The following is a 2,167-nucleotide window of genomic DNA, read 5'->3' as shown; positions in this document are numbered from 1 at the left end:
GAAAGAATCAGAACAAGTGTCTAGAAAAACATGTGCCAAATATTGACTTAGGAGCATTAATTAGCGCAGAAATAGACGAAATATTTTACTATTGCTGATATTAAATATCCATAAGACACATAATATTTACACCACCATTACAAGCAGATAGTAATTTAATATCAAAAATAAAGCGTTTTAATCAAGTCGTAATGAAAATGAAGCCTAAATATAAGTAGATAAATTATATAATTTAAATAGTCATCATTTTAATGATGGCTATTTTATTTCGTAAGAAAGGGGCATTTAATGAAAAATAAACGGAATAAACATTTAACAGCATTTGAACGTGGTCAAATCGACTATCTCTGGAATATTGAAAAAATCCATAATCAAGCTGAGATTGCACGCCGCTTACATCGTACTGTTATGACGATCAACAATGAACTTCGCAGAAGTCAACGCTACTCAGATTATCATCTTATGCCACGTAAATGGCGAGCATATCGCTACAACGCAGAAGAAGCCCAGCAATATGCCAACTTAAGACAAAGTCGAATCGGAACTAAAAAGAAATATACCAAGAAAAAAGCCCGAATTATCGCTAGACGAATCTTAGACGATAAGTGGTCACCACAAATGATTGCAGAAACGCATAGGGAACTTAAATTGAGCCGCAACACGATTTATAACTGGATTTACCGTGGCATGATCCCAGGAGTCTCAGAAGATAATTTGCGCTATCAAAAACGTTTTAAACGTCGAAAGTCAACACGCTTACTTGAGATGAGTGCCAAGGAACGGCAGGCAGAAGAACTAAAAATTCAGGAAAGGAGGGTGAAACAACAGGAAAAAAGGGTGATTAGACCAATTAAACATTCGATTGAGGAGCGTTCGCCCGCGGTAAATAGTCGTCGCTTATTCGGACATTGGGAAGTTGACTGTGTTTTGCCAAAGAAGGGCTATAAAAAAGTTTTTGTGACGTTTTGTGAACGTAAAACGCGTTACTACATTGTTTTAAAAGCGGATTCACAATCAGGAAAAGCAGTCTGTAAAGTTTTGGATCAGTTTATGCATCTTTTTGGAAAGCGTTCCAAGTATGTTGTTCAATCATTCACATTTGATAATGGATTTGAATTTACAAATCATTTTGTGATCAACAAAGTTCAAAAGGAATTTCAGATCATAGCGTACTTTGCACATCCATATAGTCCTGAGGAACGTGGCTCTAATGAAAATGCCAATCGAATGCTGCGCGAGTACTTTCCAAAGAAAACACATTTTGAACACATTACAAATGATGATTTAAGACGTTCTTTGCATAAAATCAATAGCAGACCAAAAGCCGTTTTGAATTATAAGACGCCGAGAGACGTCTTTAGACGTAAATTACAAGAAATTGACCGTACATACGGCTATAAACGACATTTAAGAAGCTCCAAAAACACTTCAAAGCGTTGATTTTTAAGCGAATTCAATAGCAAACTTTAATTATTTTGAAAATACATGATTATTACTAATTAATATAATTTAAGCAAAAATCAACCGTAAATCAATCAAAATCACTGAATAAATCAATAAAATGACAAATTTAAACTTGAAAATCAAAATTAGCCACAAAAATTTTACCAGCGATTTGAAGAAATTTTGCCGGTCATAAATTTATGTGACTGATTTTTTTCATAACTTTTTGCAATTTTTTTGAATTTACTTTTCTTTTTCAAATTTATTTTTTGCTTTTTCATGCGTTAAAACGTTGTTTTAACAGCATTTTAAAAGCTGTATAAATCGAAGAGAGGGAGACCATTAAAATTCGGACTTGACAATTTCCCTATTTTTTCTAGTTTACATAATATATATTATCGAAAGTAGTTAATGAATGAAAAAATATATAATTACCTTCTAATTAATACTTAACATGAGTTTTCATAATCAATCTAGGAATCCTAATAACTTTTTACCGGTTATTTATAAACAACCCTTGTGCTTTATAATGTATTCAAAAATCTTTGTAAAACTTCAACATAATTATTTTTTTGATTGAGTTTTGAAAGAATTTCTAAATCATGTGTGTGCGTAATTCCAGTTTTAATCAGCTCTTGATATAATTCATAATATGGTAAATTATTATCGGTAGCGTCAAGAATCTTGTGTAAATGAAATGCCTTCGTACATATAATATGTATCT

The 2,167-nt window shown here is 32.1% G+C and carries 1 protein-coding gene and 1 pseudogene; one reads left to right on the top strand and one right to left on the bottom strand.

Annotated elements, in window-relative coordinates:
* Nucleotides 1-288: 288 nt before the first annotated feature.
* Entirely contained in the window at nt 289-1,440 is a 1,152-nt protein-coding gene (locus IV36_RS11630; protein WP_056992654.1) for an IS30 family transposase, read from the top strand.
* A 527-nt stretch (nt 1,441-1,967) separates the two neighbouring features.
* Here the strand turns inward: IV36_RS11630 and IV36_RS12490 are convergent.
* Nucleotides 1,968-2,167: pseudogene (locus IV36_RS12490) on the bottom strand (hypothetical protein); the annotation flags it as partial.

This window comes from Liquorilactobacillus mali (assembly GCF_001437155.1).
Classification (GTDB): Bacteria; Bacillota; Bacilli; order Lactobacillales; family Lactobacillaceae; genus Liquorilactobacillus; species Liquorilactobacillus mali_A.
This window is presented reverse-complemented; position numbering and strand designations above follow the sequence as displayed.